Raw genomic sequence first — 24,003 nt, forward strand, 5'->3', positions numbered from 1 at the left:
CCACAAGGCCGTAAGGCCGCCACAAGGCCGTCACAAGGCCGTCAACAAGCAGGAGGGGGGCCGAGCCGGTGAATCTGCGTAACGGGGGGGCTGGGCAGTTCCGGGCGCCTCACCCACATCCTTCCGGCGCATGCCCGCCGGAGATTCCTTCCGCGTTGATCCCACGACACGTCGCCATCGTCATGGACGGCAACGGCCGGTGGGCGAAAATGCGTGGCCTGCCCCGGACGAAGGGCCACGAAGCCGGTGAGGACGCCCTCTTCGACTGTGTGGAGGGGGCCATCGAACTCGGCGTCCGCTGGCTGTCGGTGTACGCCTTCTCCACCGAGAACTGGAAACGGTCGCCGGACGAGGTCGCGTTCCTGATGCGTTTCACCGACGGGGTGTTCGGCCGGCGTATCGACGACATGGACACGCTCGGGGTCCGGGTCCGGTGGGCCGGGCGGCGTCCCCGGCTGTGGAGCAACGTCATCCGGCGGCTGGAGACGGCCGAGGAACGCACCCGCGGGAACGACCGTCTCACCCTGGTGATGTGCGTCAACTACGGCGGGCGGGCCGAGCTCGCCGACGCCGCCGCCGCCATCGCCCGGGACGTCCGCGACGGCCGGCTGCGGCCGGACCGCATCGACGAGGACACCCTCGCCCGCTATCTCGACGAGCCGGAGATGCCCGACGTCGACCTGCTGATCCGCACCTCCGGGGAGCAGCGGCTGAGCAACTTCCTGCTCTGGCAGGCGGCCTACGCGGAGTTCGTGTTCGTCGAACGGCTGTGGCCGGACTTCGACCGGCGGGACCTGTGGGCGGCCTGCCTGGACTTCGCCAAGCGGGACCGCCGCTATGGCGGTGTCGTCGCCCATCCCTCCGGGGTCTGATCCCGGGGCCTGATCCGGGGAGCCTGATCCCGGGGCCTGATCCGGGTGTGCCCCGGCGGTAGCCCGGCCGGGGCGGGCGGGCTGATAGAACCGTGCGGTGATTGTCGTCACCCGGCTACGGGTCCCAGCGGAAGATGCCGCTGCCTTCCGTGAGCGCGCGGAGCGGACGCTGGCCGTTCTCGCCGGTGCGCGAGGCTACCGCTCGGCCCGGCTGGGACGCGCCGTGGACGACCCGGAGCTCTGGGTCATCACATCCGAATGGGACGGGGTGGGGGCCTGGCGCCGGGCGCTGGGGGCCTTCGACGTCCGGATGGAGCTGACGCCGCTGATGGCCTACGCCGTCGACGAGCCGGGCGCGTTCGAGGTGCTGCTGGCGCATGAGGCCGCCGGCGGCCCCGTCCGCCGTGGTGGCTCCGACCTGGCGTCGGACGCCGCCACCGCCGGGCCCGGTGACAGGCCGCCGGGATGACCGGCCGGCCGCGGGCAAGACCACACCTGCGCGGTCATGATCGCCGTTTGGCCCGTACGCTGGGTGCTCGACTCCCTCGACGGCACCTGATCCTCTGCGCGGGCCGGAGACCGGGTCGAGGACCCCACCGCCCATGTCACCGTTGACACCGGGCAGAGAGGAAGGGAGCGCCCGCGTGGCCAGTGCATCCGACCGCATGGACACCATCGTCAGTCTGTGCAAGCGCCGGGGGTTGGTCTTCCCCTCGAGCGAGATCTACGGTGGCCTGCGGGCCTCGTGGGACTACGGTCCGCTCGGGGTCGAGCTGAAGAACAACGTCAAGCGCGCCTGGTGGAAGGCCATGGTCCAGGGCCGGGAGGACGTCGTCGGCCTCGACTCGTGCGTGATCCTCGCCCGCGAGGTCTGGGAGACCAGCGGCCACGTGCAGGTCTTCGTCGACCCGCTGACCGAGTGCCTGTCCTGCCACAAGCGGTTCCGCGCCGACCATCTGGAGGAGGCGTTCGAGGCCAGGCGCGGCCGGCCGCCGACGTCCCTCGGCGAGGTCGCCTGCCCGAACTGCGGCTCCCGTGGCACGTTCACCGAGCCGCGGATGTTCAACGGCCTGCTCAAGACCTACCTGGGCCCGGTCGAGGACGCCTCCGGCCTGGCCTACCTGCGCCCGGAGACGGCCCAGGGCATTTTCATCAACTACGCGAACGTCCAGGCGACGGCCCGGCGCAAGCCGCCGTTCGGGATCGGCCAGATCGGCAAGTCGTTCCGCAACGAGATCACCCCGGGCAACTTCATCTTCCGGACCCGTGAGTTCGAGCAGATGGAGATGGAGTTCTTCGTCCCGCCGGGCGAGGACGAGACCTGGCACCAGTACTGGATCGACGAGCGGACGAAGTGGTACCGCGACCTCGGCGTCCGGGCGGAGAACCTGCGTCATTTCGAGCATCCGAAGGAGAAGCTCTCCCACTACTCGAAACGGACCGTCGACATCGAGTACCGCTTCGACTTCGCCGGCCTGGAATGGGGCGAGCTGGAAGGCGTCGCTAACCGGACGGACTACGACCTGTCCGTGCACGCGAAGGCGTCCGGCGCGGACCTGACCTATTTCGAGCAGGCCACCGGCACCCGCTACACCCCCTATGTCATCGAACCCGCGGCCGGGGTGGACCGCGCCACCCTGGTGTTCCTGCTGGACGCCTACGCGGAGGACACCGCGCCCAACACCAAGGGCGGGGTGGACCGCCGGGTGGTGCTCCGGCTGGACCGGCGGCTCGCGCCGGTGAAGGCCGCGGTGCTGCCGCTGTCGCGCAACGCCGACCTGTCGCCGGTCGCCCGCGACCTGGCCGCGGCGCTGCGCCGGCACTGGAACGTCGACTTCGACGATGCCGGCGCGATCGGGCGCCGCTACCGCCGGCAGGACGAGATCGGCACACCGTTCTGCCTCACGGTCGACTTCGACTCGTTGCAGGACCAGGCGGTCACCATCCGTGAGCGCGACACCATGGCGCAGGAACGCGTCGCCATGGACCAGGTGGTCTCCTACCTCAACGCCAAGCTCGGCCCCTGCTGACGCCTCCGGCCGGGCTCCCCACCTGGGAACTGTCCAGGAAGCCAGGCCGGACGCGGCCGTGCCGACGGGATGATCACACCGTCGGGCCCGTCGGGCCGGTCGGGCCTGGCAGGTCGAGGTCTGTCGAGCCGAACCGGTCCGCGAGGAAGCGGCCGTGGGACAGCAGCCTGGCGGTGTCCCCGGCCGCCGCCGCCTCGGTGACGTCCCGTACGCCCTTCTCCAGCAGGCCCAGCTGGTCGACGACGACCTGGCGCGGGGTACGCCCGTCGTCCAGCCGGTGTGTCTCGGCGTACCGGGGCGGCAGGCCGAGATACACCTCCAGCGCGGTCGGCAGGTAGTCGTCGATGGTCCGCACGATCACGAACGTCTCGGGGGAGCCGGCACGCAGCAGGTGGGGGCGGTCGAGCACCTCCCGCAGCGCGTCGGCAACCCGCGCCGCGGCCGTGGTGATCTCGGCCGGCGCATGGGCGGCCAGGATCCGCAACTGCGCGTCGACGACCGTGCGGAGCTCGGCGACGCGCGGTCGGGCCCCGGCCGGCGCCGCCGGGCGGGCGGCCGGGGCCACCAGGGCGCCTATCGCATACAGAGCGGTGACGACGAACGGCCACTCCGGCGAGCCGGCCACGCCGGTGACGGTCAGCCCCAGTCCGCCGATCGCGCCGGTGCAGCCGGCGATGTTCTTCGGTGATCCGAGCCAGGCCAGCACCTTCCCGCGGGGCCCGCTGGTCGACGGCGGTGGCGGTGGCGGTGGGTCAGGCCGCGGCAGCCGGACCACCGTCACCGCCGTTCCCGGCCGGCGGCCTGGCTCCCCGTGATGTCGCGCATGCCCCGGTCGCGTGCGCCGGAGCCACGGTGGTCACTGATAGCCACGGATGTCCTTGAACGCCTCCGCCAGCGAGGACGCCCGCGCGTCGAACGTCGCGCCACCGGTGTCGGTGGCGATCGAACGCAGGTCGTCCGGGCGTGCCTCGCCGAAGATGACGCAGAATGTGCGGACGTCCCGGGCCTGCTGGGGGAGCTCCTGGTAGTCGGCGCGGAACTGCGCGGCTGACAGCCCGGTGTTGTTCTCGCCATCCGTCATCAGGACGATCGACGTCAGATATCCGGGATCCCGGACGATCGAGCTGGAAGCAAGATGGTAGGCGTCCGTGAGCGCGGAGTAGATGGCTGTTCCTCCTTGCACCTGTAGGCCGTCGATGTACGAGCGGACCGCGGCCAGGTCCGGTGAGGACGCCTGCGCGTCGGTCACGACGAACTCGCGGGGCCTGCCGACCGAGCTGTTGAAGAGCAGCAGAGTGATCTTCTCCCGGCCGCGGAACCGGGTGAACCGGCCGGAGAGCGAGGTGTCGCCGCCGGTGAGCCCCGCCAGCGCGGACTTCAGGCCGGCCAGGCGCTGGCCGGCCATGGAACCGGACCCGTCCAGTACGAAGATCGCGTGTGACGGCCGGCGGAAACGGTCGAAGTAGGAGCCCAGCAGCTCGTCGGCGACCGCCTGGGTGGCGGGGAAGGGCAGTTCGATCAGGCGGGCCGCGGGAAACCTCGGGTCGAGCGGCACGCCCGGGACGGCCGGGCGGCGGTTGGTGTCGGTCTGTAGCCGCCGTTGGGCCGCGGGGCTGCGCAGCCAGTTCACCACCCGGGTGTACTCGTCCCGCCGGGCCGGGTCGAGCAGGAGCATGGGGTAGTCGGCGGTGATGATGCCGTCCCTGGGATAGACGATGGTCAGCGGCTCGTGCAGCCGGCCGGAGCGCTGCAGGGACAGCAGCACCGACTCGTAGTTGATCATACCGCCGGCGTCCTGCGGGCGGGCGGCGAAGGCGTCGGCGAGCCAGCCCGAGCTGCCCGCGGTGAGCGTCTGCCCCGAGAAGAACGATGTCAGCGCGTCACCGCGGATGTCGGAGGCCCGCAGCGCGTCCGACGTTCCGGCGAGCGCGGCCGCGACACCCACCAGCGCGCTGAACCCGGAGTTGGACGCCGCCGGGTTCGTCATGGCGTACGTCAGCTCACCCGAGGCGACCTTCGCGGCAATGTCCGACCAGGTGACGTTCGGGTTGCCCGTCCAGCCGAACTTCGTGGCGAGCGAGCTCCGGACGCCGAGGACCACCGGTGATTCCATGACCGGGGTACGGGCGACGGCCGCTGTCGCGCCACCGGGCAGCAGGCGCAGGTAGCGGTCGGAGGAGAACCAGGCGGCGTCCGCTCCCGAGGAATGTCCGATGATCTTCTCGGCGCCGTCGAGCGTGCCGGTGTAGGTCAGCCGCACCGTGACCCCGGTGGCCGCGCGCAGGTCGTCCAGCAGCGGTTCGACGTCGGCGACCTCCGAGCCGGCGAGTATCCGCAGCACACCCGGTCTGCCCGGGCCGGGCTCCGGCGGCGGGTCGGAGCCGGAGCCGCAGGAGGCCACGGCGAACACGGTCGCGCACGCGGCGAGAAGCCCGAACACGGCCGTGCGCAGCGAGCGCCCGCGTCTGCCGCGCGTGGGACCATGGCTGAAGGTGACGGTTCGAGTGGCCGGACCAGAGGGTGCTCCGAGTCGCGACGACGCCCTCGCGTGCGGGGAACGGGGGCGGCGGGTCACCGCCCGCCGCCGGAGATCTCCAGCTCCCCGGCCGTGGCCGAAGCGGCCTCGGCGGGAGCGGCCGCGGCGGCCCGGTCCAGGTAGGCGGCTGCCTTCCCCATCTCCTCGGACAGGGTCTCCACCGTGGTCCGCATGTTCTCCAGCGCGGCGCTGCGGTATCCGTCGATCGTGTCGATCGTGGCGTAGATGTTGGCGAACGCCTGCTGGAGGGCCTGCACCGACACGGCCGAGGACGCCGCCTGCTCGTGGATCCGGCCGGTCTGCTGCCGCAGCAGCTCCGAGGTGCCGACGATGATGCGCTCGGTCGTCTCGTTCAACGCGGAGATCTGGTCGAGCACCAGCTTCTGGTTGGCCAGCGCCTGCGCGACGATCACCGCGGTGCGCAGCGCCGCGACGGTCGTCGTGCTCGCCCGGTCCACACCCTTGATCAGTTCGAGGTTGTTGCGCCGGACCATCTCCAGCGCGAGGTAGCCCTGCGCGCTGACCGCGAGCTGGGTGAGCAGGTCCTGGTGTTTCTGCCGCACGTAGAACAGGACGTCCTCGCGCAGCGTCCGAGCCCGTTCCGGGTCGCTGGCGCTGATCCGGTCGATCCGGGTGACAAGTTCGGCGTCGAGGTTCGCGGCCAGCTGGATGTACTCGCGCAGCTGGCCCATGGTGGTCCACAGATTGTGTTTTTCCTGCTCGATCGCGGCGTTGTCCCGCCGCAGCTCCTCCTGCCCGTTCCGCAGCGCCTGCAGGATCGCGTCCAGATGGGCCTGTGACGACCGGTAGGAGGCGAAGTAGTCCCGCAGCCGGTTCCCGAACGGGATCACGCCGAGCAGTTTTTTCGGGCCCAGCAGGTTCGCCCTGGACGGATCGAGGTCGCCGACCACCCTGCGCAGCTCCACCAGGGAGGCCGACACCGACGAGGTCGCGTCGAGCGCGCCGGTGCTCATCGCCCGTGCCGGCCTGTCCAGCAGCCGGTTGGAGACCGAGGCGGACGCGCGGATCTCCTTCTCGCCCATCCGGTGCACCGCGGCGACCTTGGTGGTGAAGGCGGGGGAGGCCGGGTCGATGCCGACCAGGGCGTCGGCGAAGGCCACCGCCTGGTCGGCCAGGCGCGCGGCCGCCTGAGGGCTGATCGGGACGGCGGGCCCGGCCTGCTCGGGGGTGACCGGCGCGACGGCCGCGGGCGGCACCAGGACCAGCTGCGCGCCGGTGTCGTCCGCGGCCGCCCGCGGTGCGGGTGCCGGTGGTGCCGGTGGCGTCGGTGTCGTCGGTGTCGTCGGTGTCGTCGGTGTCGACGGTGTCGACGGTGACAGGCTCATCAACCCGGGCCCTTCGTGTACTGCGCCTCGATCCGACTGATCATCCGTTCGGATATCTCCGCGCTCGGTGGTTCGATGACGTTGACCAGCTGCGGTACGGGGCCGCTCCCGCGTTCGGCGGCGTACTGCCGGCCGTAACCGGCGTCCGCGGTGCGGAATCCGTGCCGCACGGCGAGCCGCTGCAGTTCCGGGTCGGTCGTGAGCAGGCGCCCGACGGTGTCTCCGGCGGAGGTCAGCGGCACAACGGTGTGTTTGGCGTAGATGGTCGGACTCGGATACATCAGCAGCATGTCGTTGGTCAGCGAACCGTCCCGGGCGAGCGCGTGGGCCCGGAACTGGGCCTCGTAGACCATGACCATCGGCGTTTTCCCGATACCGATGGTCAGGAAGTCGTTGAACGGCTCCTGGGACGACGCGTCCAGATAGCCCTGTCTGAGGAAGAGGGGCGCGAGCCGGTCCGTGATCCGTTCGGCCGTTCCGGGATCGGTGACCACGTTTCCGCCATTGCTCACATAGGAGGCGATCGCCAGGTAGAGGGCGGCCGAGTTCGACGTCCGCACGTCGGTCGAGCTGATGAGGAGGGACTTGTCGGTCCGGTAGGCGTTGTTCCCGGGCAGCTGGGACCACCGGGTGCCCGCCGCCACCAGGTCGAGGTATCTGCGCATGTCGAACAGGTAGTGGTCACCTTCTCGGCTGCTGACACCCGCCGCGGTCAGCAGTTCCGCGACCGGGGCGAAGGTGGCTATCGCCATGGGCGTGAAGAAGGGCACGTAGGAGGCGCTGATCCCGCGGTCGCGCCTGATGCGGTCGGCCTGTGGGGCGTCGGCCGGGAAGGCCAGGTCGAAGCCGGACAGGTCGTGGGTGGTGGCGATCTCGCGCGAGCCGGCGGAGGTGATCTCAAGCCGGTAGCCGGCACGGCCGAGGGCGGCGACCACGTCCGGATCGGAGAAGAAGGGCTGTTTCTCCGACGAGACCAGCGCCCGGACGGTGGTCTCGTTCTTGTGCGGAGCGGGCCGGATCCGCGGGATGACGATCACGGCGAGGACGCCGATGGTGAGCAGTCCGGCAAGCGCGAGCCCGAGAACCCGGTGGCCTCGCACGGCGTCCGCCCCCTCCTTCGACGCTGTTGGTCGACGCTGTTGGTCCGCTGGTCCCTCGGCACTGGTGGTCCGAGCCCGTCGGTACGCATCATGGTCTGTCCGCCGTGACCGGCGGGTCCTGGGCAGGCGGGGTTCGATATATGTACGAATTTTGTTCACCTGTCGGACATGGTGATAATTTACCCTGTTTACCCCGTTGACATGCGTCAGATGCGAAAAAATGCTGATCAGGTGATTTTCCGGCCGGGCGGTGGGAATCCTGGTGGGTGTGGCCGGTGAACGTTCCGGATATCTCCCGGCACCGCCCGGAACCGGCTGGGCGCGGCGAACCGGGCGCCTGGTTCCCGGATAGTTCCCGGAACGTTTTTCCGGACGGCCCGTGACGGTAGGCTGCTGGCTGTCAGGGGCCGGTCCGGCGGGCTACCGGACGACTTCTCGGGACGACTTCTCGGGAGGGGAGCCGCGGATCCGTCCGGGTGACCTGCGCGAGCCGGGGTGACGTGACATGGTCGATTCGGCGGTGGTTCGCGGGAGGCGGGACACGAGGGGGCGGCCATGACCACCTATGTGTACGACTTCCACCAGGGGAACAAGGATCTCAAGGGCCTGCTCGGCGGTAAGGGCGCCAATCTCGCCGAGATGACGAACATGGGGCTTCCCGTCCCGCCCGGTTTCACGATCACCACCGTCGCCTGTCGCGAGTATCTCGCGCACGGCCGGGTGCCGGCGGCGCTGCGCGACGAGGTCGACGAGCATCTGCGCGCCCTCGAGCGGGCCATGGGCCGGCGGCTGGGCGACCCGGACGACCCGTTGCTCGTCTCGGTGCGTTCGGGCGCGAAGTTCTCCATGCCGGGGATGATGGACACCGTCCTGGACGTCGGCCTGTCGGACGCGTCCGTGCCCGGCCTGGCCAGGCAGTCCGGCTCGCCGCGCTTCGCCTGGGACTCCTACCGGCGCCTGCTGGCGATGTTCGGCAGGACCGTGCTCGGGGTGCCCGACGAGCTGTTCGACGACGCCCTGGAGGCGGTGAAGAAGGCCCGCGGGGCGGCCAGCGACCTGGAGCTCGACGAGGCCGATCTGCGGGGGCTGACGGAGACGTTCAGGACGATCGTCCGCGACCGGGCCGGCCGGGACTTCCCGCAGGACCCCCGGGAACAGCTGGACCTGGCGATCCGGGCGGTGTTCGACTCCTGGAACGGTGAACGCGCCCGCCTCTACCGCCGCCAGGAACGCATTCCCGCGGATCTCGGCACCGCGGTCAACGTGGTCGCGATGGTGTTCGGCAACCTGGGTATGGACTCGGGCACCGGCGTGGCGTTCACCCGCGATCCGGGCAACGGCGACCAGGGCGTTTACGGCGACTATCTGCAGAACGCCCAGGGGGAGGACGTCGTCGCGGGTATCCGCAACACCCTGCCGCTCACCGCGCTGGCGGACGTCGACCGGCCCGCCTACGACCAGTTGCTGTCCGTCATGGCAGCCCTTGAACGGCACTACCGCGACCTGTGCGACATCGAGTTCACCATCGAGCGCAACAAACTGTGGATGCTGCAGACGCGGGTCGGGAAACGCACCGCGGCCGCGGCCTTCCGGATCGCCGTCCAGCTCGTCGACGAGGGCCTGATCACCATGGACGAGGCGCTGGCCCGGGTCACCGGCGCCCAGCTCGCCCAGCTGATGTTCCCCCGGTTCGCCGCGGACGGGCAGGCCCGGCGGATCGCCCGGGGAATGAACGCGTCCCCCGGCGCCGCCGTCGGACAGGCCGTCTTCGACTCGCGGCGGGCCGTTCAGCTCGCCGCCGCCGGCGTCCCGGTCATCCTGGTCCGCCGGGAGACCAACCCCGACGACCTCGACGGCATGATCGCCGCACAGGGCATTCTGACCTCCCGGGGCGGGAAGACCTCCCATGCCGCGGTGGTCGCCCGCGGCATGGGCCGGACCTGCGTGTGCGGCGCCGAGGAGATCGACGTCGACACCCACCGGCGGCGGGCGGCCGCACCCGGTGGCATCGTCGTCCACGAGGGGGACGTGCTCTCGATCGACGGCTCGTCCGGCGTGGTCTACCTCGGCGAGATGCCGGTGGTGCCCTCCCCGGTCGTCGAGTACTTCGAGGGCAGGCTGCCCGCGGACGGCTCCGACCCGCTGGTCGACGCCGTCCACCGGATCATGACCCACGCGGACGCCGCCGCCCGGCTCGCGGTGCGCGCCAACGCCGACACCGCGCAGGACGCCGAGCGCGCCCGCCGCTTCGGGGCCGTCGGTATCGGGCTGTGCCGGACCGAGCACATGTTCCTCGGCGAGCGCCGGAAGCTGGTCGAACGGCTCATCCTCGCCGACGGTGACGAGGAGGCCGATGCCGCGCTGGCCGCGCTGCTGCCGTTGCAGCGCGACGACTTCGTCGAGATCTTCACGGCGATGGACGGCCGGCCCGTGACGATCCGGCTGCTCGACCCGCCGCTGCACGAGTTCCTGCCCGACCTCACCGAGCTGTCGGTGCAGGTGGGCGTCGCCGCCGCGACCGGCCGGCCCGCCGTGGACGGCGAGGCCGCGCTGCTGGCGGCGGTCCGCCGGCTGCACGAGGAGAACCCGATGCTCGGGCTGCGCGGGGTGCGGCTCGGGCTGCTCATCCCGGGGCTGGTCGCCCTGCAGGTGCGGGCGGTCGCCGAGGCCGCGGTCATCCGCCGCCGGCGGGGCGGGGACCCGCGTCCGGAGATCATGGTTCCGCTGGTGGGCGCGGTCCAGGAGCTGGAGATCGTCCGTGAGCGGGCCGAGCAGGTGCTGGCAGAGGTCGCCGCCGAGAGCGGGGTCGACGTGCCCGCGCTGATCGGCACGATGATCGAGGTGCCGAGGGCGGCGCTGACCGCCGGCCAGATCGCCGGCGCGGCGGAGTTCTTCTCCTTCGGGACGAACGACCTGACCCAGATGAGCTGGGGCTTCTCCCGTGACGACGTGGAGTCGTCGTTCTTCTCCCGTTACCTCGAGCTGGGCGTCTTCGGCGTGTCCCCGTTCGAGTCGCTGGACCGGGACGGGGTCGGCCGGCTGGTGCGGCTCGCGGCCGAGGAGGGGCGGGCGGCCCGGCCGGGGCTCAAGCTCGGTGTCTGCGGGGAGCACGGTGGCGACCCGGACTCCGTGCACTTCTTCCACCGGATCGGGCTCGACTACGTGTCGTGCTCGCCGTTCCGCCTGCCGGTCGCCCGGCTGGAGGCCGGCCGGGCCGCCATCCTCGCGGCCGGCCACCCGTCGGACACGGCCTGATCCCCGTCGGGCACGGCCTGTGATCCCCGTCGGGCACGGCCTGACCGGGCCCGACGGACGCCTGACGGGCATACCGGATGTACCGGCTGCCCGGCTGGCCGGCCGGTGTGCCCGCTGTGCGGTGGAACACCTGCCGCCCCGCGTTGATTTGGGCATACCGTGACTGCCTGTGGCTACCATCCCGCGGCCGTGGACAGCGCGGTGGCTGCACGCACGCTGGTGGGTATGGCTGCTGAGGGTGGTCGCGATCCTCGTCCTGGCCGGCGTGATGATCAGCGTTCTCACGATGATCCAGATATGGGTGGTGGGGCGTTCGGACGACCAGCGCCGGTCGGACGTCCTGATCGTGCCCGGCGCCTCCCAGTTCAACGGCCGCCCGTCCGCGGTGTTCGCGGCCCGTCTCGACCACGCGCTGGCCCTCTACCGTGCCGGTGTCGCGCCCCGGATCGTGACGGTCGGCGGCTCCCAGGCCGGTGACGTCTACACCGAGGCGCGGGCCGCGGCGAACTACCTGGCCGCCCGCGGCGTCCCGGCCACCGCCGTGGTCGTGGTGGGTGAGGGCAGGGACACCCTGGGGTCGTTGCGGGCGGTGGCAAGGAGCATGGCGGTGAACCGCTGGCGGTCCGCGGTGATCGTGACCGACCCGTGGCACTCGCTGCGCTCCCGGACCATCGCCCGTGACCTCGACATCGACGCGGTCACCTCGCCGGTCACCACCGGCCCGGCCACCCGGGGCGTCGTCACCACGCTGCGTTACATCGTCCGGGAAGGCGCCGCGTACCGCTTCTACCAGCTCTTCCACCGGGCGACCCCGGTCGGCGCCGCCCCCGCCGCACTCTGATTCACAGGCCGGCTGATTCCACAGGCCGGCGCCGTTCGGGACGGCGGAACCCGGGGTAGAGCCCCCACATGGCCGCTCGCGTGGGCGGTGCCCGCGCACGTCCGCTGGATCGCCATCCATGACGCCACCGGCTGCTTTCCAGCACTGCCAGACACGGATACGCAGGCGTACAGGAGGCTGGTGTGGCAACTCCCGTGTCCGAGATCGCGATCGACCCGGCCGACCTCGACCAGATCCGCGAGCTGGCGCGGCAGCTGCGGGTGGACTCGATCCGGGCGACGACGTCCGCCGGGTCAGGCCATCCGACGTCGTCCATGTCGGCCGCGGACGTGCTGGCGGTGCTGGTCGGACGGCACCTGCGCTACGACTGGGACAGGCCGGACGACCCGGCCAACGACCATCTGGTCTTCTCCAAGGGGCACGCCTCCCCACTGCTGTACGCGGTGTTCAAGGCCGTCGGCGTGGTGTCCGACCACGAGCTGATGACCGGCTACCGCCGTTACGGCCAGCGCCTGCAGGGGCATCCGACGCCGGTGCTGCCATGGGTCGACGTGGCCACCGGCTCGCTCGGGCAGGGGCTGCCCGACGCGGTCGGGGTGGCGCTCGCCGGCCGTTTCCTCGACCGGCTGCCCTACCGGGTGTGGGTGCTGTGCGGGGACAGCGAGATGACCGAGGGCTCCATCTGGGAGGCGCTGGACAAGGCGTCCTACTACCAGCTGTCGAACCTGACGGCGATCGTGGACGTCAACCGGCTCGGCCAGCGCGGCCCGACCGAGCTCGGCTGGGACCTCGACACCTACGCCCGCCGGGTCGAGGCGTTCGGCTGCCGGGCGCTCGCGGTCGACGGGCATGACGTCGCCGCGGTCGACGAGGTCCTCACCGAGGCGTCCGGCTCCGACCGGCCGGTGGTCGTGCTCGCCCGCACCCGCAAGGGCGAGGGCTTCTCCGGGACGGCCGACGCCGAGGGCTGGCACGGCAGGCCGTTGCCGGCCGACCTGGCCGAACGCGCGGTCGCCGAGCTCGGGGGCGAGCGCCACCTGCGTGTCCGCGGCCCACTGCCGCCCGCCGCCGGCCGCCGGCCGCCGCCCGCACCGCCGGCCGAGGTGCGCCTGCCTACCTACCCTCTCGGCGCCCGGGTCGCCACCCGCAGGGCGTACGGGCAGGCGCTCGCCGCCCTCGGCGCCCGCCCGGACGTGGTGGCCCTGGACGCCGAGGTCGGCAACTCCACCTACTCCGAGGACTTCGCGTCGGCCCACCCGGACCGTTTCTTCGAGATCTTCATCGCGGAGCAGCAGCTCGTAGCCGCCGCGGTCGGGTTGTCGGCACGCGGGTACGTCCCGTTCGCGTCCACCTTCGCCGCGTTCCTCTCGCGCGCCTACGACTTCATCCGGATGGCCGCGATCTCGGCGGCGAACATCCGTCTGTCCGGATCGCACGCCGGCGTCGAGATCGGCCCGGATGGCCCGTCCCAGATGGGGCTGGAGGACCTGGCGATGATGCGGGCGGTGCACGGCTCGCGCGTCCTCTACCCCAGCGACGCGACCAGCGCGGCCCGGCTCGTCGAGCTCATGGCCGAGCTGGACGGGGTCAGCTACCTGCGCACGACCCGGGGCGCCTATCCGGTGATCTACGGGCCGGGGGAGTCCTTCACCGTGGGCGGCTCCAAGGTGGTGCGCCGGTCGGACGCCGACGTGGTCACCCTGGTCGGCGCCGGGGTCACCCTGCACCACTGCCTGGCGGCGGCGGACACGCTCGCGGCGGAGGGCGTCCCGGCCCGGGTGATCGACCTCTACTCGGTCAAACCGGTGGACATCGCCACTCTGACGCGGGCGGCACGGGTGACCGGCGGCCGTCTCGTCGTGGCCGAGGACCACCACCCCGAGGGCGGCCTGGGCAGCGCCGTCCTGGAGGCGACGGCCGCGGCGGGGGTACCGGTACGCCTCGCCCATCTCGCCGTGCGCGAGCTGCCCGGGTCGGGCACCCCGGCCGAACTGCTCGCCGCGGCGGGCATCGACGCGGGCCACATCGCGGTGGCGGCCCGGGCCCTGCTGCGCTGACCGGCCGGCCGATGGCGCGGCAGCCGTCGGCGCCGGGAGGGGGTCAGTCGTCCGAACCAGCGGGCGCCGGGGCACCTCCGAACATCATGTCGCACATCGTCAGGTAGAGCCGGTCCGGGCGGGGCAGGAACTGGATCTTCGACAGGGCCTGGTCCTGCCCGGCGGATTCGACGATGAACTCGCCGTATCCGAGCAGCCGGCCCATCGGGTCCCGGTTGTAGGTGAGGTCCGTCACTTTCTCCAGGGGCATGGTCTGCACTTTGCGGAAAAAGATCCCGGACACCTTCAACAAGCGCTTGTCCGTGACCATCAGGTGCTCGAAGTGCCAGTCGGCGACTTTCCACAGCATCCTGAAGATCATGAAAAGCAGGAACCACCAGGGCAGCGACACAACGGACTTGCTGGCGTCCAGGCCATTGAGCAGGATCGTCAACAGGATTGCACCGATGGCGGACGCCAGGGTCTGGAGAAAGACGGGCAGCAGGATGGCCCAGTGCATCCGGACCTTCACGACCAGTCGCTCGCGGGTGGCAAGGTACCTGTCATCCCTGGCGGTGGGGTCAGGGATCCGGATTCTCACCATGATCATAACCTCCCGGGCCGGGCCGTTGGCTCACCCTGTTTCACAGAACGGCGTCGGTGACGAAATTTGACAAACCGTTACCAACGGACTCCAGTCCGTTGATGGCTCGCTCGATGATGCTGGCGGCGCTCGCGGGAAAGCTGACGACGAAGAAAATGACGAACGCGATGAGACCGTATCTGACGATCTTGTCCACGGCGGGCCTCCGGGCCGAAGTTGGGCGGGCTGACCACAAAGTATCGCCGCTTCGCGCCTCAGACGTGCGGAAATCGCGCCTATACGCTCAGGCTTGTGGCCAAGAGGTGGTACGCCGCGTCCGACGTGGTGCGTTGGGGCGAGGAGCGACAGAAGAGTACACCGGACGATCGGACCTGGTTCGAGCGGGACCGCGCGCGTGTCCTGCATTCCAGCGCCTTGCGCCGGCTGGCCGGCAAGACCCAGGTCGTCGGCCCGCTCGACGACGACTTCCCGCGCACCCGCCTGACCCATTCCCTGGAGACCGCTCAGGTCGGCCGTGGCCTGGCCCGCTCACTGGGCGCCGACCCGGACCTGGTCGACGCGGCCTGTCTCGCCCACGACATCGGCCACCCCCCCTTCGGCCACAACGGCGAGGCCGCGCTGGACGCGGCCGCCGAGGGGTGCGGGGGCTTCGAGGGCAACGCGCAGAGCCTGCGGGAGCTGACCCGGCTGGAGGTCAAGGTCGTCGACGTCCGCGGGCGGGACGCCGGCCTGAACCTCACCCGGGCGACGCTGGACGCGTCCCTGAAGTACCCGTGGGCGCGGCGGCCCGACACGCCGAAGTTCGGTGTGTACGCCGACGATCTACCGGTCTTCGAGTGGGTCCGCGACGGCGCGCCGGCCGGCCGGCGCTGCATGGAGGCCCAGATCATGGACTGGGCCGACGACGTGGCCTACAGCGCCCACGACCTGGAGGACGGGGTGGTCGCCGGCCTGATCGACCTGGGCCGGCTGGAGGATCCGGGACGGCGGGCCGAGCTGGTCGCCTCGACCGCGGCCCGCTACCCGGTGGCGCCGCCGGCGGCGGTGGGCGAGGCGCTGGACCGGCTGCGCCGGCAGCCGTGGTGGGTGACCGGGCCGGCCACCACACCGGACGCGCTGCGCGCGGTGCGGACGATGACCAGCGAGCTGATCGCGCGCCTGTGCGTCGCGGCGGTCCGCGCCACCCGGGAGGCGTACGGCGACCCGCCGCTGTGCCGCTACCACGCTGATCTGGTCGTCCCCGCCCCGACCGTCGCCGAGTGCGCGCTGCTCAAGGGGGTGACCGCCTCCTTCGTCATGGACCGCCGGGACGCGCACGAACGCCAGCGGCGCCAGCGGGAGGTCATCGCGGAGCTTGTCGCGCTGCTGCTCACACGCGCGCCGGAGGCGCTCGACCCACTGCTGCGGCCGGCCTGGGCCGCCGCCCGCGACGACGCGGCGAGGCTGCGGGTGGTCATCGACCAGATCGCCCGGCTCACCGACGCCAGCGCGGGCCGCCGCCACGCGCAGCTGACCGGCCGGCGCTGGCCGGCGGTCCTCTGACGGCGTCCCCGCCCTGGAAGCCTGCCCTCGCGCGGACGGCCCCCGGCCGGTGGGCCGCGTGACGGTGCCACGGAGCCGGTGGCGCCGGACGGTGGCGCCGGACGGTGGCCGGCGCGTCGCCGGCCTGTTGGGAGCGTCCGGGACACGGCGTGTTACATGCTGCGGCCGTAAGATCGGCACTGCGGTCCAGATGACAAGTAACATCGGGGAAGAATGCGGGTCTGCGGGGGCCCGGACAGTCTTCCGGAGGGCTGCCTTCCGGAGGGCTGACGGCCGGTGGCGACACCCGGTGGTGACACAAGGTGCGCGCCGGACGGCCTCCGTGACACCAGCCCGCTAGCGCTCCACCCGGGACGCAGGGAGGGACGTGTGGCCGGACGCATCCGTGACGCCGATGTCGCTGCCGTGCGTGACCGCTCGCCGCTCGCCGACATCATCGGCGACTATGTGCAGCTCCGCCCGGCCGGCAGCGGCCAGCTACGGGGCCTGTGCCCGTTCCACGACGAGAAGACGCCGTCGTTCAACGTCCGGCCGCAGGTCGGCGCTTACCACTGCTTCGGCTGCGGCGTCGGCGGCGACGTGATCGCTTTCGTGCGCGCCATCGACGGGCTGTCCTTCCCGGAGGCGGTCGAGCGGCTGGCCCGCCGTGCCGGGATCACCCTCACCTACGAGGGCGGGGGAGTGACCAGCCGCGCGGTCACCAGCCAGCGCCAGCGGCTGCTCGACGCCCACCGGGCGGCCGCGGAGTTCTACGCCGAGCGGCTGGCCGGCGCCGATGCCGGCGACGGCCGGGACTTCCTCGCCGCCCGCGGCTTCGGCCAGGAGGCGGCGGCGCGGTTCGGCGTCGGTTACGCGCCCGCCGGCTGGGACGCCCTCACCCGCCACCTGATGGGCCGGCACTTCACCGCCGCGGAACTCGTCCTCGGCGGCCTGGCCAAGCAGAGCAGCCGCGGCACCCTCATCGACCGCTTCCACCGCCGGCTGGTCTGGCCGATCCGCGACCTCGCCGGGGACGTGGTCGGGTTCGGCGCCCGCCGTCTCGCCGCCGACGACCCCGGGCCGAAGTACCTCAACACACCCGAGACCCCGCTGTTCAAGAAGGCCAATCTGCTCTACGGGGCCGACCTGGCCCGGCGGGAGATCGCCCGGCGGTACCAGGTCGTCGTCGTCGAGGGTTACACCGACGTGATGGCCTGCCACCTCGCCGGGGTGCCGACCGCGGTCGCCTCCTGCGGCACCGCGTTCGGCAGTGAGCACGTGACGGTGCTGCGGCGGCTGCTGATGGACCAGAGCGAGCACCGCGGCGAGGTCGTGTTCACCTTCGACGGCGACGAGGCGGGCCGCAAGGCCGCCATCCGGGCGTTCGAGTTCGAGGAACGTTTCGTCACCCAGACCTTCGTGGCGATCGAGCCGTCCGGGCTGGATCCGTGCGATCTGCGCGTCCAGCGCGGGGACGTGGCCGTGCGCGACCTGGTCGCCTCCCGCCTCCCGCTGGTGGAGTTCGCCATCCGCGGGAAGCTGGCCGGCTTCGACCTCGACACCACCGAGGGGCGGCTGGCGGCGATCGACGCGGCGGCCCCTCTGATCAACAAATTGAAGGATCGGGGGCTACGACACCGTTACGCGGTTAATCTGGATAACTGGCTTGGTTTTCTGGACGAGGAGTTCGTGGTGCGGCGGGTCGCTGAGCATCGGCCACGAGGGGCCGCCGGTGGTACGGCGTCCCTCGACGGCCCTGCCCACGGCCAGGGCGACCACGCGGCGCGCGGCGGTCGCACCGGCGGCCGGGCCGAGCTGCCGCGTCGGCATGACGCCGTCGCGGACGACACTGTCGTGGCGGTGGAACGGGAGGTACTCAAGGTCGCCCTCCAGTATCCGGGACTTGCCGGCCCGGTGTTCGACACGCTCTCCCCGGAGCTGTTCACGGTCCAGGAGCACCGCGCCGTCCGTGAGGTGATCGCTGCCGTGGGCGGTGTGTGCGCCGGTCTGCCCGCCGCCGGTGACGTCCAGACCTGGGTCAAGACGGTGGTGGAGGCGGCCGGGCAGGACGAGCTCCGGCGGTTCGTCATCGAGCTTGCCGTGGAGGCGGTGTTCTGTGACCACGATGTGGACGACCGGTATGTCGATGAGCAGATGTCACGCGTACAGGAGTTGCAGGTGACCCGTCGCATTGCGGATCTGAAGTCGCGTGTGCAGCGGCTCAATCCCGTAACCGACGCCGAGACGTTCAGACGCGCATATGGTGAGCTGATCGCCTTGGAACAGCACAAGCGCCAACTCCGGGAGCGGGGCCTGGGTGCCGCGTAACCTGGGTCGATCCCGAGAAGGAAGTGACGAGATTCCGACCATGAGTCCAGCCGTCCTACCGCGCGAAGCCCAGGTGGACGAGGTCAAGGACCTCATCACCCGAGGCAAGGAGATCGGTTTCCTCACTACCGAGGACGTCACGGTCGCCCTCCAGGCGGCCGAGCTGCCACCGGAGCAGACCGACGCCGTCCTGCAGGTCCTCAACGACGAGGGCATCGAGATCCTCGAGGCGGGTGGGGAGGACGCCGAGGAGAACGACCTGCTCGCCCGGCGTCGCCGTGAGGAGGAGGAGCTGGCGCTCAAGGCGCCGACCTCCGACCCGGTGCGCATGTACCTCAAGGAGATCGGCAAGGTCCCGCTGCTGACCGCGGAGGAGGAGGTCGACCTCGCCAAGCGGATCGAGGCCGGCCTGTTCGCCTCCGAGAAGCTCGCGGCGGCCACCCGCAAGACCGCCCCGCAGATGCGCCGTGATCTGGAGGCGATCGAGCGGGACGGGCAGATCGCCAAGCGCAAGCTCGTCGAGGCGAACCTGCGGCTGGTGGTGTCGATCGCCAAGCGCTACGTGGGCCGCGGCATGCTGTTCCTGGACCTCATCCAGGAGGGCAACCTCGGTCTGATCCGCGCGGTGGAGAAGTTCGACTACACCAAGGGCTACAAGTTCTCCACCTACGCCACCTGGTGGATCCGGCAGGCGATCACCCGGGCCATCGCCGACCAGGCACGCACCATCCGCATCCCGGTGCACATGGTCGAGACGATCAACAAGCTGATCCGCATCCAGCGGCAGCTCCTGCAGGACCTCGGCCGTGAGCCGAGCCCGGAGGAGATCGCCAAGGAGATGGACCTCACGCCCGACAAGGTGCGTGAGATCCTCAAGGTGTCCCAGGAGCCGGTCTCCCTGGAGACGCCGATCGGTGAGGAGGAGGACTCCCACCTCGGCGACTTCATCGAGGACTGCGACGCGGTCGTGCCGGTCGACGCGGCCAGCTTCATCCTGCTGCAGGAGCAGCTCGACTCGGTCCTGCACACGCTCTCCGACCGGGAGAAGAAGGTCATCCAGTTGCGCTTCGGGCTCACCGACGGCCACCCGCGCACGCTGGAGGAGGTCGGCCGGGAGTTCGGGGTCACCCGCGAACGCATCAGGCAGATCGAGTCGAAGACGCTGTCGAAGCTGCGTCACCCGTCCCGCTCCCAGAAGCTGCGCGACTACCTGGAGTAGGCGACCTGCGGGCGGGGAGTGCCCGCGCGGCCGTGTGCGGCACGGGCTGGCTGGTGGTCACTGGCCGCCGGCAGCAGTGGCGCTCAGGCCGACGCGTCCCGACTGTCGCGTCCCGATTGTGTACGATTTGTTACTTTACGTCTTTATCGTGTCCTGATGTCGGCGAACCAGTAGGAGTCGCCTCTGCGGGTCGGAGTGCGGTAGTAGTCGCTTGATGACTTAAAGTGCCCATCATGGGTACTGTGCTGCCTGGTCCTGACGCCCGCAGCGTTCCCGAGCCCTGGAACGGGTCACGGAAACGGTCGAGAGTGTCACCTGCCGTCGTGAGGACGCAGCCGACGCGTCCGCTCGCTGGGCAGGCCGGCGTGGACGGCGCGCCGCCGGACGCATCAGGCTGGCAGCCGCCCGGCCGGCAGCCACCGCGGCGGCGGCCACCCGGCCGACAGCCCACGTTCCGCGGCGGGGGAGAACTGGTCGGACGCGTCGCGCGAGGCGCCGGTGAGTTACTGATCACTGTTGGGTTCGTGGTGGCGCTGTTCGTGGTCTACGAACTGTGGGTCACCGACATGGTGCAGGAGCGTACCCAGAACCGGCTGCGCTCCGAACTGTCCCGGCAGTGGGCGGCCCCGGCCGCGGCAGCCCCGTCGACAGGCCTGCCGCGGCCGGGGGCGGCATCGGCGGACGTCGGTGCCGGGGTGGCCGTGCTGCGCATCCCCCGTTTCGGCGACGGTTACGCCCCGGTTGTCGTCGAGGGGGTGTCGGACGGCGCGCTACGGCGCGGCCCCGGGCACTATCCGGGGACCGCGTGGCCCGGCGAGGTCGGCAACTTCGTCGTGTCCGGGCATCGCACCACCTACGGCCATCCGTTCAGCCGGCTGGACGAGCTACGGGCCGGTGACCCGGTCGTCGTCGAGGTCCGGGACCGCTATTTCGTCTATCGGGTGACGGGCTCGGAAGTGGTCGACCCCGCCCGGACGGATGTGATCCTGCCGGTACCCGGACAGCCCGGCGCACGGCCCGCGAAAAGCCTGCTGACGTTCACCACCTGCAATCCGAAGTACTCGGCCAGCAGCCGCCTGATCATTTTCGGTGAGCTCACCGGCAGCCGACCGAAGACCCCCGGGCAGCCGCCTGGCACGGCTGGGAGGTGACGGGTGTACGGATGGATCTTCCGGCACCTTCCCGGCGGGTTCGCCGTAAGGCTCGCCCTGATGGCAGCGCTTGTCGTGGCGGTGGCCGCCGGCCTGCTCTTCGGCGTCTTCCCGGCCGTCGAGCCCCACCTTCCGCTCACCCGGGTGACCGTTGAGGAATGAGCCACGACGGCCGGCCAGCGCTGACGCGGACCAGCCGGGCCACGGCCATCCGGCGGCGGACGGCGCCGCCCGCCGCGACGGCAGGCCCGGAACAGCACGACGAACAGGACGGAGGCCACCGCGGCCGATGCTGAACACGGGATCGCCGCTGAACACGGGATCGCCGCCGAACACGGGATCGCCGCCGAACACGGGGCCGGCGCCCCGCACCGGTCACCAGCACCCGCTGGTCCGCGCCTGGCCCGTGATCGTCGCCGTGGCGGCGTTCGGGCCGTACCTCATGAACGGCGTGCGCACCGAGCAGGTGGTGGTGTACGGGTCGCTGCTGGCCGGCCTGCCATTCCTCGCGTCGCGGCTGAGATTCGACGGCTGGTACGCGTGTGTCCTGGGCCTGTGGGCGTTCCTGGCATTTTCGGCAATGATCAGCCCGGACGGCCCGGTCATACCCGGCCGTTTTCTTCCGGGCAGCATGCTGTCCGGCGTCGACAACTATCTGTACCCACTGGCCGCGTTGCTCCTGGTGAGCTGCTGGCTGGCGACCGGATATACCCGGCTGGACCTGCTGGACGCCGTGTGCGCGGCTTTTGTCACACTGGTCGCCGGCAACGGGATAATCGCGTTCAGCGGCCTTTTCGTCAATCCGGTCGGATGGCTGCAGAAGTTCTGGGGCTACGGGCCGGCCACCCTGGAGACGACGGTTGCCGTACGCGCCTTCAGCAACGGCCGGCTGACCGGGATCTTCGCGCAGCCGGCCGAGGCCGGTATCGCGTGTGCTCTCGCGCTGTTCGCGGCGCTCTATCTTTTCGCCCGGCCCGGCCGGGACCGGCCGGTGCTGCTCGGCCTCGTCGCCACCCCGGTGTTCGTCGGCGGCGTCCTGAGCGCGTCGAAGATGTTCCTGCTGATCGGTATACCGCTGGCGCTGTGGCAGGCGGTCCGCCAGGGCCGGCGGCTTCGGCGGGTGCTCGTCATCGCCGCCATGGCCGGGCTGTTCAGGCTCGTCCTCACCCAGGTCGACGTGCCACGGTGGCGCGGCGCGTGGATGCTGTCCGCGCTTTTCAGCCGTGGTGACGGCGGCGACGTCGTGGAGAAGTACACGGCGGGCCGGCTGGGGTCGAACGGCGCGTCCGGGATGGTGTTCGACTATGTGCTCGCCACCCGGCCCTGGTTCGGCTACGGCGCCGGCGGGCTCGCCGTGTCGTACGACAGCTCCTGGGTCGAGGTGGTCATCGTCGGCGGCGTGCTCGGAGTGGTGCTGTTCGCGCTCGTGCTGGCCGTCCTGGCCGGCACGTGGCTTGCCGGGCGGCCGGCGCGGTCCGGGCCGCAGCGGCCGTTCGCCACCTCCGTGCTTATCATGAGCGTGGCGGCAACCGCGGGCCTGCCCGCTTTCACGGCCAACCGGGTGGCGCTTTTCACCTGGATTTTCCTGGCGCTTCTCCTGCTCGTCGGCGACGGCCCCCCCGGCGGGCCACGGAAAGCCGCCGGGAAACCGTTGGGCAAGACCGGGCCGTTGGGGAGGGCCTTTTGACAGCCCGGCGCGCGGCCGCCGGGCAGGTTTCCCGCCCGGCGGCCCGTACCTGTCGCCAGCCGCCCGCGCTCAGGTCCCGGCCGGGCCGGGACGCTCGGGAGCCGTGGCTTCCGGGAAGGCGCCGCCGGCCGCTTCCCCGGGCCCGTTGCCCTGGCGTGGCAGCGCCATGGGCGGCGCCGTTCGGGGCAGGCCGCGGCCGCCGGCCCGCCACCAGGCGCCCTGGGCCCCCACGGCCGGCAGGCGGGCCACCCGGAAGCGTTCCGGCGTCCAGTGCTTCAGTTTCAGCGCGTGTTTCTCGACCGCGAGCCAACTGCCCGCGGCGAGCGCCACCGACCCCGCCGTGAACGCGGAGAAGTACACCACCGCGCCGTGCCGGTGCAGCCCGTACAACGCCAGCAGATGCTGCACCGGGGACGAATATATGTACAGCCCGTAGGAGAGGTCGTTGCGCGCCCCGACCCGGTGCAGCGGCAGCCGGACGCCCAGCCACAGGCACAGGTAGGCCAGTGGCGGCCCCAGGACCAGGTGCGGTTCACGCAGGAACATCGAGCCTGTCACGGCGACGGCCGCCACCGCCGCGAGCCGCCCCGACAGCGGCACCCGGTCCCCGTAGAGGAACAGCAGCGACCCACAGAGGAACAGCGGGCCCAGCCGCAGCGCGCCCTCGGCAAGGGGGCTGCCCAGCACGGCGCCGGCGAAGCCCGGCGCGAGGTGGTGGACGACCACCGCGGACCACATGGCGACGGCCAGCCCGGCGACGGCCACCCGCCGCTGTCGCAGCACGCCGAGGACGCCGAGGACGGCCACCCCGAGGTAGCAGAGGAACTCCCACCACAACGACCAGAGCGCGCCGTTCCAGGAGGCTGTGCCCGCCCCGGCCGCCCCGGCCGCCCCGGACACAGCGTCGCCGGCCGGAGTCCCCGAGACGTCGTAGAACCGCATGTGCAGCGTGCTGTTGTCGATGATGTACCGCAGCGGCCCGTGGGGCGCGCCCAGGAAACCGTCGAGCGAGCCGTGGGTGTGCAGCCATCCCAGCGGCGCGAAGAACCCGGCGACGACGACGAGGCAGACCCAGAACGCCGGGTAGATCCGCAGGAAGCGGTGCCACAGGAAACGGGCGGTGCCACGCACCCGCACGTTGCTGCGGGTCACCAGGAACCCGCTGATGACGAAGAACGAGTCGACGGCGAGCGCGCTCACCTCGTACTTCCCGAGCCGGAACAGACCGAATCCGCCCAGTGCCCAGCCATGGGCGATCATGACGAGGACGGCGAACACCAGGCGCAGGAAGTTCAGGCTGTTGTCGGGGCCGAAGGCGCTCTGGACCGTGGGTTTCCGCGGGCGGTGCGAGCGGGCCGCCGGGCGTGGGCGCGGGCCGGGTACGCCGCGACCGTTCATGATTCCTCCATCCGGCTGCCGGGGGAGACCCGGGCGTCGAGGGAAAGCGCTTCCGCGGGCCCGGGTGGACGCACCCGCC

Annotated in this window: 18 protein-coding genes; 11 read left to right on the plus strand and 7 right to left on the minus strand. The window is 71.3% G+C overall.

Translation table 11 applies throughout. The features are described from left to right. Positions 1–68: 68 nt before the first annotated feature. The 3 genes from AC5LUJ_RS01245 (at position 69) to AC5LUJ_RS01255 (ending at position 2,902) form a co-directional block, all read left to right on the plus strand. Positions 69–872, plus strand: coding sequence for an isoprenyl transferase (locus AC5LUJ_RS01245; protein ID WP_250281210.1), 804 nt, complete (start codon positions 69–71; stop codon positions 870–872). Positions 873–969: 97 nt separating this feature from the next. Next, on the plus strand, positions 970–1,341 hold the full coding sequence (locus AC5LUJ_RS01250) for an antibiotic biosynthesis monooxygenase family protein (protein ID WP_250281163.1): 372 nt from the start codon (positions 970–972) through the stop codon (positions 1,339–1,341). A 175-nt stretch (positions 1,342–1,516) separates the two neighbouring features. Further along, positions 1,517–2,902 (plus strand): glycine--tRNA ligase, encoded by a 1,386-nt coding sequence (locus tag AC5LUJ_RS01255; RefSeq protein ID WP_493464338.1) that lies wholly within the window; start codon positions 1,517–1,519, stop codon positions 2,900–2,902. Between the two features lie 73 nt (positions 2,903–2,975). Here AC5LUJ_RS01255 and AC5LUJ_RS01260 read toward each other — a convergent pair whose 3' ends face one another. The 4 genes from AC5LUJ_RS01260 to AC5LUJ_RS01275 form a co-directional block, all read right to left on the minus strand. Continuing rightward, positions 2,976–3,683, minus strand: coding sequence for a hypothetical protein (locus AC5LUJ_RS01260; RefSeq protein WP_250281165.1), 708 nt, complete (start codon positions 3,681–3,683; stop codon positions 2,976–2,978). A gap of 75 nt (positions 3,684–3,758) precedes the next feature. Next, on the minus strand, positions 3,759–5,342 hold the full coding sequence (locus tag AC5LUJ_RS01265; RefSeq protein WP_250290628.1) for a substrate-binding domain-containing protein: 1,584 nt from the start codon (positions 5,340–5,342) through the stop codon (positions 3,759–3,761). Positions 5,343–5,473: 131 nt separating this feature from the next. Beyond that, positions 5,474–6,784: a toxic anion resistance protein gene (locus tag AC5LUJ_RS01270; RefSeq protein WP_493464339.1), complete on the minus strand. Its 1,311-nt coding sequence runs from the start codon at positions 6,782–6,784 to the stop codon at positions 5,474–5,476. Then, positions 6,784–7,884 (minus strand): hypothetical protein, encoded by a 1,101-nt coding sequence (locus tag AC5LUJ_RS01275; protein ID WP_250281170.1) that lies wholly within the window; start codon positions 7,882–7,884, stop codon positions 6,784–6,786. The genes AC5LUJ_RS01270 and AC5LUJ_RS01275 overlap by 1 nt, the downstream gene beginning before the upstream one ends. A 555-nt stretch (positions 7,885–8,439) precedes the next feature. On the opposite strand from AC5LUJ_RS01275, the gene ppdK reads away from it, so the two are divergent. From ppdK to AC5LUJ_RS01290, 3 genes are all read left to right on the plus strand, one after another. Continuing rightward, entirely contained in the window at positions 8,440–11,139 is a 2,700-nt protein-coding gene (gene ppdK, locus AC5LUJ_RS01280) for a pyruvate, phosphate dikinase (RefSeq protein WP_250281171.1), read from the plus strand. A gap of 169 nt (positions 11,140–11,308) precedes the next feature. Beyond that, entirely contained in the window at positions 11,309–11,980 is a 672-nt protein-coding gene (locus AC5LUJ_RS01285; RefSeq protein WP_250281172.1) for a YdcF family protein, read from the plus strand. 182 nt (positions 11,981–12,162) lie between these two features. Beyond that, positions 12,163–14,037, plus strand: a complete 1,875-nt coding sequence (locus AC5LUJ_RS01290; RefSeq protein WP_250281173.1) for a transketolase — start codon at positions 12,163–12,165, stop codon at positions 14,035–14,037. Between the two features lie 43 nt (positions 14,038–14,080). On the opposite strand, the gene AC5LUJ_RS01295 is transcribed toward AC5LUJ_RS01290, so the two are convergent. Then, positions 14,081–14,620, minus strand: a complete 540-nt coding sequence (locus AC5LUJ_RS01295) for a PH domain-containing protein (protein ID WP_250281174.1) — start codon at positions 14,618–14,620, stop codon at positions 14,081–14,083. A gap of 40 nt (positions 14,621–14,660) precedes the next feature. Further along, positions 14,661–14,816 (minus strand): hypothetical protein, encoded by a 156-nt coding sequence (locus tag AC5LUJ_RS01300; RefSeq protein ID WP_250281175.1) that lies wholly within the window; start codon positions 14,814–14,816, stop codon positions 14,661–14,663. Between the two features lie 95 nt (positions 14,817–14,911). On the opposite strand from AC5LUJ_RS01300, the gene AC5LUJ_RS01305 reads away from it, so the two are divergent. The 5 genes from AC5LUJ_RS01305 (at position 14,912) to AC5LUJ_RS01325 (ending at position 22,526) form a co-directional block, all read left to right on the plus strand. Then, the gene (locus AC5LUJ_RS01305) at positions 14,912–16,162 is read left to right on the plus strand and encodes a deoxyguanosinetriphosphate triphosphohydrolase (protein ID WP_250281177.1); all 1,251 of its coding nucleotides are present in this window, start codon (positions 14,912–14,914) and stop codon (positions 16,160–16,162) included. A 369-nt stretch (positions 16,163–16,531) separates the two neighbouring features. After that, entirely contained in the window at positions 16,532–18,469 is a 1,938-nt protein-coding gene (gene dnaG / locus AC5LUJ_RS01310; RefSeq protein WP_250281180.1) for a DNA primase, read from the plus strand. A gap of 40 nt (positions 18,470–18,509) precedes the next feature. Continuing rightward, the gene (locus AC5LUJ_RS01315; protein ID WP_250281182.1) at positions 18,510–19,688 is read left to right on the plus strand and encodes an RNA polymerase sigma factor; all 1,179 of its coding nucleotides are present in this window, start codon (positions 18,510–18,512) and stop codon (positions 19,686–19,688) included. 233 nt (positions 19,689–19,921) lie between these two features. After that, positions 19,922–20,839: a class E sortase gene (locus AC5LUJ_RS01320; RefSeq protein ID WP_493464340.1), complete on the plus strand. Its 918-nt coding sequence runs from the start codon at positions 19,922–19,924 to the stop codon at positions 20,837–20,839. A gap of 289 nt (positions 20,840–21,128) precedes the next feature. Continuing rightward, the gene (locus AC5LUJ_RS01325) at positions 21,129–22,526 is read left to right on the plus strand and encodes a hypothetical protein (RefSeq protein WP_250281186.1); all 1,398 of its coding nucleotides are present in this window, start codon (positions 21,129–21,131) and stop codon (positions 22,524–22,526) included. A gap of 69 nt (positions 22,527–22,595) precedes the next feature. Here AC5LUJ_RS01325 and AC5LUJ_RS01330 read toward each other — a convergent pair whose 3' ends face one another. Then, positions 22,596–23,924 (minus strand): acyltransferase family protein, encoded by a 1,329-nt coding sequence (locus AC5LUJ_RS01330; protein WP_493464341.1) that lies wholly within the window; start codon positions 23,922–23,924, stop codon positions 22,596–22,598. Positions 23,925–24,003 lie beyond the last annotated feature (79 nt).

It is taken from the genome of Protofrankia sp. CiP1_Cm_nod3 (assembly GCF_982290655.1).

Coding starts and splice junctions, on each gene's coding strand:
- ppdK (WP_250281171.1), top strand. CDS start 8,440: ATGACCACCTATGTGTACGACTTCCACCAGGGGAACAAGGATCTCAAG.
- AC5LUJ_RS01320 (WP_493464340.1), top strand. CDS start 19,922: ATGGGTACTGTGCTGCCTGGTCCTGACGCCCGCAGCGTTCCCGAGCCC.
- AC5LUJ_RS01325 (WP_250281186.1), top strand. CDS start 21,129: ATGCTGAACACGGGATCGCCGCTGAACACGGGATCGCCGCCGAACACG.
- AC5LUJ_RS01315 (WP_250281182.1), top strand. CDS start 18,510: ATGAGTCCAGCCGTCCTACCGCGCGAAGCCCAGGTGGACGAGGTCAAG.
- AC5LUJ_RS01295 (WP_250281174.1), bottom strand. CDS start 14,620: ATGGTGAGAATCCGGATCCCTGACCCCACCGCCAGGGATGACAGGTAC.
- AC5LUJ_RS01270 (WP_493464339.1), bottom strand. CDS start 6,784: ATGAGCCTGTCACCGTCGACACCGTCGACACCGACGACACCGACGACA.
- AC5LUJ_RS01330 (WP_493464341.1), bottom strand. CDS start 23,924: ATGAACGGTCGCGGCGTACCCGGCCCGCGCCCACGCCCGGCGGCCCGC.